Source organism: Variovorax sp. 20P10.2.4 (assembly GCF_058244205.1).
In genome coordinates, this window is sequence record NZ_JBZAYE010000583.1 from 1 (window position 1) to 4,631 (window position 4,631).

The following is a 4,631-nucleotide window of genomic DNA, read 5'->3' on the forward strand; positions in this document are numbered from 1 at the left end:
GGCCGTCGGCGAAGCGCTGCAGCACGAACAGCATCAGCAGGCCGAACACCACCACCTCGAAGTTGCCGCTGGTGCCCAAGAGCGCGGGCAGGATGTCCTGCAGCTTCTCCTTCAGCAGCGTGATCAGCGTGGCGCCGAGCACCGCGCCCCAGAGGTGGCCCGCGCCGCCGACCACCGCCATGAACAGCATCTCGATGCCGATGTTGAGGTTGAAGGGCGTGGGGTTCACGAAGCGCTGCATGTGGGCATAGAGCCAGCCCGAGATCGCGGCCAGCAGCGCGGCCAGCACGAACAGCTTGATGCGGTGGCGCGCGGTGTCCACGCCCATCGACTCGGCCATCAGCCGGCCGCCCTTGAGCGCGCGGATGGCGCGGCCTTCGCGCGAGTCGAGCAGGTTGTGCATGGCCCACAGCGCGAGCAGCAGCACGGCCCAGATCACCACGCCCAGCATGCGCGGCGTGGCGAACGAGACGCCCGCGATCACCAGCGGCGGAATGCCGGTGATGCCGGTCTGGCCGCCGAGGAACTCCATGTTGCCGAGCAGGAAGTACAGGCTCAGGCCCCAGGCGATGGTGCACAGCGGCAGGTAGTGGCCCGAGAGCTTGAGCGTGACCGCGCCGAGCGCCCAGGCCAGCGCGAAGGTCAGCACCAGCCCGAGCAGCAGGCCGAGCCAGGGCACCAGCGCGGAACCCGCGAGGCCGCCGAGCCAGCCGGCCGCGGTCGGCGAGGTGCAGATCCAGGCCGTGGCATAGGCGCCCATGCCGACGAAGGCGGCCTGGCCGAAGGAGGTCATGCCGCCGACGCCGGTCAGCAGCACCAGGCCCACGGCCACCAGCGCATAGAGGCCGATGTTGCTGAGCACGGTGACGGTGAAGGGCGGCAGCCAGCCCCAGGCCAGCGCGAGCGCGACGATGAACACGAGCGTGAGCACGCGCGGCGTGACGAGCGGACGGCCCTCGGGCACGGCGTTGGCGGAAGAAGAAGCCACAGGGGTCGATGAAGACGGGTTCATTCCTCGTCCTCCACGTGATGGCTGCGCAGCGAACGCCACCACAGCACCGGGATGATCAAAGTGAAGACCAGCACTTCCTTGTACGCGCTGGCCCAGAAGGAGGAGAAGGCCTCGAGCAGGCCCACCAGCAGCGCGCCCGCGAGCGCCAGCGGATAGCTCGCGAGCCCGCCGACGATGGCGGCCACGAAGCCTTTGAGACCGATCAGGAAGCCGGTGTCGTAGTAGACCGTGGTGATCGGCGCGATCAGCAGGCCCGACACCGCGCCGATGACGGCCGCGAGCGCGAAGCTCAGGTCGCCCGAGAGCTCGGTGGGAATGCCCGACAGCCGTGCGCCGACGCGGTTGATGGCGGTGGCGCGCAGCGCCTTGCCGATCATCGAGCGGCCGAAGAACCAGAACATCGCGATCACCAGCACCAGCGTGACGCCGACCACCACCAGCGACTGGCCGGTGACGGGAATGCCGCCGAGGTCGAGGCGCAGCTCGGAGAACGCGCTGGTGCGCGAGCCCTCGGCGCCGAAGAAGAACAGCCCGAGACCGATCAGCACGCCGTGCAGCGCGACCGAGACGATCAGGAGCATCAGCACGCTGGCATCGGCCAGCGGGCGGTAGGCGAGGCGGTAGAGCAGCGGGCCCAGCGGCGCGATCAGCACCAGCACGGTGAGCGCCTGCGTCGCGAGCGAGGTGGGCTTGAGCACCAGCACCAGCGCGGCGGCCACCGCGGGGAAGGCCACGCACCAGGTCAGCGCCGAGCGCCAGTCGACCGTGGCGCCGCGCTTCCAGCGCCAGGCCTCGATCGCCAGCACGGCCAGCGCCAGCGCCAGCAGCAGCCACAGCGTGGACGGCGCGCGGCCGCCCTGCAGCGCGGCCATCGACAGCGCGCCGAAGGCGACGAACTCGCCCTGCGGGATGAAGATCACGCGCGTGACCGAAAACACCAGCACCAACGCGAGCGCCATCAGTCCGTAGACCGCGCCGTTCACGATGCCGTCCTGCCCGAGCAGCAGGGCGATCTGCAAATCCATACGACCAACTTTCCTTCAGAAGACCAGGGGCGAGAGAAAAACCGTGCCCCTCTTGCAGGAACACCGCGGGCCGGTGGCGCCGGCCCGCGGTGTCCGTCGTTCAGCCCCGTGCGATCAGGGTTGGAATTTCCAGGCGCCGTTCTCGATCTTGACCATCACGCGCGCGCGCTGGTCGAGGCCCAGGTGGTCGCTCGCGCTCATGGTGAACACGCCGTGCGCGCCCGCCACGTCCTTGGTCTGCTCGAGCGCGTCGCGCAGCGCGGCGCGGAACTCGGGCGTGCCCGGCTGGGCCTTCTTGAGCGCGACCGGCACGGCCGAGCTCATCAGCAGGCCGGCGTCCCAGGCGTGCGCGCCGAAGGTCGAGACCGAGCCCTTGCCGTAGGCGGCTTCATAGGCGGCCACGTAGGCGAGCGCGGACTTCTTCACCGGGTGGCCGGCGGGCAGCTGGTCGGCCACCAGCACCGGGCCGGCCGGCAGGAAGGTGCCTTCCACGTCCTTGCCGCCCACGCGCAGGAAGTCGGCGTTGGCCACGCCGTGCGTCTGGTACATCTTGCCGGTGTAGCCGCGCTCCTTGAGCGTCTTCTGCGGCAGCGCGGCCGGCGTGCCCGAGCCGGCGACCAGCACCGCGTCGGGCTTGGCGGCCATGATCTTCAGCGCCTGGCCGGTGACCGAGGTGTCGGTGCGCGCATAGCGCTCGTTGGCCACGACCTTGATCTTCTTGAGCTCGGCGGCCTTGGCGAATTCCTGCGACCAGCCTTCGCCGTAGGCGTCGGAGAAGCCGATGAAGGCGACGCTCTTCACGCCGTTGGCTGCCATGTGCTCGGCGATGGCCAGCGACATCATGATGTCGTTCTGCGGCGTCTTGAAGACCCACTTCTTCTTGGCGTCCATCGGCTCGATGATGCGGGCCGAGGCGGCCACCGAGATCATCGGCGTCTGTGCCTCGCTGGCCACGTCGATCATCGCGAGCGAGGCCGGCGTGGTGGTCGAGCCCAGGATCACGTCAACCTTGTTCTCGGCGATCAGCTTGCGCGTGTTGTTGACGGCGGCCGTGGTGTCGGAGGCGTCGTCGAGCACGATGTAGTTGATCTTCTGGCCGCCGATGGTCTTGGGCATCAGCGAGATCGTGTTCTTCTCGGGGATGCCCAGCGAAGCCGCCGGGCCGGTGGCCGAGATGGTCACGCCGACGTTGACGTCGGCCCAGGCCGACAGGGCCGTGGCGCACAGGGCGGCGATCAGCAGGGGCTTGAAGAATTTCATGGTTGGCTTGTCTCCGGTTGAAAAAAGGTTGAGGCCTGAAGTATCTCAGCGCTCGTCGAACGAGAGCGTGACGCGTTCGGTAAGGGGGTGGGCCTGGCAGGTCAATACGAAGCCCGCGGCCACTTCATTCTTGTCGAGCGCGAAGTTTCTTTCCATGCGGACTTCCCCGTCCACGCACTTGGCGCGGCAGGTGCCGCACACGCCCGAGGTGCACGAGAACGGCACCTCGAGGCCGGCGGCCGAGGCCGCGTCGAGGATGCTGGGCTGTCCTTCGGTGTAGGTGATCTCGCGCTGCAGGCCGTCGCGCACGATGGTCACGCGCGCGCGCTTGGCGTCGCCGGGCAGGGCCTCGTGCACCACGGCGCCGACCTGGGCGGTCGAGCTCGCCGAGGGCAGCGCGACGCCGAAGCGCTCGATGTGGATGCGTTCCTCGGGCACGCCCGCGGCCAGCAGCGCGGCCTCGGCCTCGTCGTTCATCTGGAACGGGCCGCAGATGTAGACGTGGTCGATGCTGCCCGCGGGCACCAGGCCCTGCAGGAACTCGCCGATCTTCTCGCGGTTCATCACGCCGAAGCCCAGCGGCGAGTCGGTGTGCTCGTCGGAGAACACGTGCTGCAGCACCAGGCGCGTCATGTAGCGGTTCTTCAGGTCCTCGATTTCTTCCTTGAACATCGTGGACTGGAGTTGGCGGTTGCCGTAGATCAGCGTGAAGCGGCTCTTCGGCTCGCGCGCCAGCACGGTCTTCATGATCGACAGGATCGGCGTGATGCCGCTGCCGCCCGCGATGCCGACGTGGTGGCGCGCGGACTCGCCCTCGATCGGCACGAAGAAGCGGCCTTGCGGCGCCATCACCTGGATCGAGTCGCCGGGCTTGAGGTGGGCGTTGATCCAGTTGGAGAACTGGCCGCCGCGCACCTTGCGCACGCCCACGCGCAGCTCGCCGTCGTCGACGCCGGCGCAGATCGAATAGGAACGGCGCAGGTCCTGGCCGTCGATCTCGTTGCGCAGGGTCAGGTACTGGCCCTGCGTGAAGCCGAAGACTTCGCGCAGCGTCTCGGGGACCTCGAAGGAGACGATGACGGCCTCGGGCGTGTCGGGCTCGATGGCCTTCACGCGCAGGGGGTGGAACAGGGTACTCATCGGCGTGGGGCCTAGATCGGCTTGAAATGTTCGAAGGGTTCGCGGCAGGCGAGGCAGCGGTACAGCGCCTTGCAGGCGGTGGAGCCGAAGGCCGACAGCCGCTCGGTGCGCTCGCTCGCGCAGCGCGGGCAGGCGATGCGCTCGCCGGCGAGGCGGCCGAACAGGCGGATCGGCACCGCGGTGCCGGCGGCCTG

Annotated in this window: 5 protein-coding genes; all 5 read right to left on the reverse strand. The window is 68.9% G+C overall.

Annotated features, from left to right (window positions below; translation table 11 throughout):
* Positions 1-1,012 (reverse strand): branched-chain amino acid ABC transporter permease (locus tag AC27VN_RS33470; protein WP_490879350.1); only part of this gene is annotated, 1,012 nt, incomplete at its 3' end.
* Complete coding sequence (locus AC27VN_RS33475; RefSeq protein WP_093351772.1) at positions 1,009-2,037, reverse strand: branched-chain amino acid ABC transporter permease; 1,029 nt, start codon at positions 2,035-2,037, stop codon at positions 1,009-1,011. The genes AC27VN_RS33475 and AC27VN_RS33470, both read right to left, overlap by 4 nt.
* Before the next feature lie 114 nt (positions 2,038-2,151).
* On the reverse strand, positions 2,152-3,297 hold the full coding sequence (locus AC27VN_RS33480; protein WP_093351770.1) for an ABC transporter substrate-binding protein: 1,146 nt from the start codon (positions 3,295-3,297) through the stop codon (positions 2,152-2,154).
* A gap of 45 nt (positions 3,298-3,342) precedes the next feature.
* Positions 3,343-4,437 carry a 1,2-phenylacetyl-CoA epoxidase subunit PaaE gene (gene paaE / locus AC27VN_RS33485; protein WP_093351767.1) on the reverse strand — a complete coding sequence of 365 codons (1,095 nt, stop codon included), beginning with the start codon at positions 4,435-4,437 and terminating at the stop codon, positions 3,343-3,345.
* 11 nt (positions 4,438-4,448) lie between these two features.
* A partial coding sequence (locus AC27VN_RS33490; protein ID WP_490879351.1) for a PaaD-like zinc ribbon domain-containing protein occupies positions 4,449-4,631 on the reverse strand: 183 nt, incomplete at its 5' end.

Excerpts from the sequence above, each read along its gene's own strand:
- AC27VN_RS33475 (WP_093351772.1), bottom strand. The coding sequence starts at position 2,037 with ATGGATTTGCAGATCGCCCTGCTGCTCGGGCAGGACGGCATCGTGAAC.
- paaE (WP_093351767.1), bottom strand. The coding sequence starts at position 4,437 with ATGAGTACCCTGTTCCACCCCCTGCGCGTGAAGGCCATCGAGCCCGAC.
- AC27VN_RS33480 (WP_093351770.1), bottom strand. The coding sequence starts at position 3,297 with ATGAAATTCTTCAAGCCCCTGCTGATCGCCGCCCTGTGCGCCACGGCC.